Below are 1,094 nucleotides of genomic sequence, written 5' to 3' on the forward strand. Positions count from 1 at the left end.
TGCTGGCCCTCGCGTTCGTGATGAACGCCTCCGGCCAGACCGTCACCCTCGGCACGACCTGCTGAAAGCCGAGGAGTGAGCGGGCGGCGTCCCGGGGCCCCGCGCCCCGGGACGTTGGCTCACCAGCCGGCGCGCTCGCGCAGGAACGCGGTGGTCGCCTCGTCCGCCGGATAGAACGACTCGATCGCCAGTTCGGCGACGGTGATGTCCACGGGCGTCCCGAACGTCGCGATGGTGCTGAAGAAGGACAGCTCCCGGCCGTCGATCCGCATCCGCAGCGGCACGAAGACGTCGTGGTCCGCCGGCGGGGCCATCGCCTCCCCCACGTCCCCCGGGAACGCGCGCAGCTCCTGGTACAGCTGCGTCAGCGCGGCGTCGGCGGTGAGCGCGACATGGCGCCGCACCCGGTCGATCATGTGGGCCCGCCACTCCGCCAGATTGAGGATGTTCTTGGCCATCCCGTCGGGGTGCATGCTGAGGCGCAGCACGTTCAGCGGTGGCTGCAGCAGTTCCGGAGGCGCGCCCTCCATGAACAACTGCGCCGCCGAATTGGCGTCGATCAGGTTCCAGAAGCGGTCCACCACCACGGCCGGGTACGGCTCGTGGCCGTCCAGCACCTGCCGCAGCGCCGCGCGGACGGTGTCCATCCGCGGTTCCTCGATCGGCGTCTCGTCGAACACCGGCGCGTACCCGGCCGCGACCAGCAGCAGGTTCCGGTCGCGCAGCGGGACGTCGAGGTGCTCGGCGAGCCGCAGCACCATCTCCCGGCTCGGGGCCGACCGTCCCGTCTCCACGAAGCTCAGGTGCCGGGTCGACACGTCCGCCTCCGACGCCAGCTCCAGCTGGCTCAGCCTCCGCCGCTGCCGCCATGCGCGCAGCTGCTCTCCGATAGGTCTCACGTCGCTCAACGCCGTCGTCATCGTCGTCACGTCCCTGACGCTATCGGGCCGGGGATCATGCCGGCGATTACGCCGGAGGTAATCCATCCACCCACGTCAGCCGCCCCTGACGCTGATGCCGGAACGACCGCCTGAACGTCCGCCGCACCGTCCGGCGGACCGCGTCCCGGCCTCCGCCCCGGTTATCGACCGGGG

1 protein-coding gene is annotated in these 1,094 nt (G+C 71.1%); it reads right to left on the minus strand.

The annotated features are described in order from the left end of the window. Positions 1-119: 119 nt before the first annotated feature. The gene (locus ABZ914_RS51725; RefSeq protein ID WP_433135719.1) at positions 120-899 is read right to left on the minus strand and encodes a helix-turn-helix domain-containing protein; all 780 of its coding nucleotides are present in this window, start codon (positions 897-899) and stop codon (positions 120-122) included. Between the last annotated feature and the right edge of the window lie 195 nt (positions 900-1,094).

The organism is Spirillospora sp. NPDC046719, from assembly GCF_040645715.1.
Classification (GTDB): domain Bacteria; phylum Actinomycetota; class Actinomycetes; order Streptosporangiales; family Streptosporangiaceae; genus Spirillospora.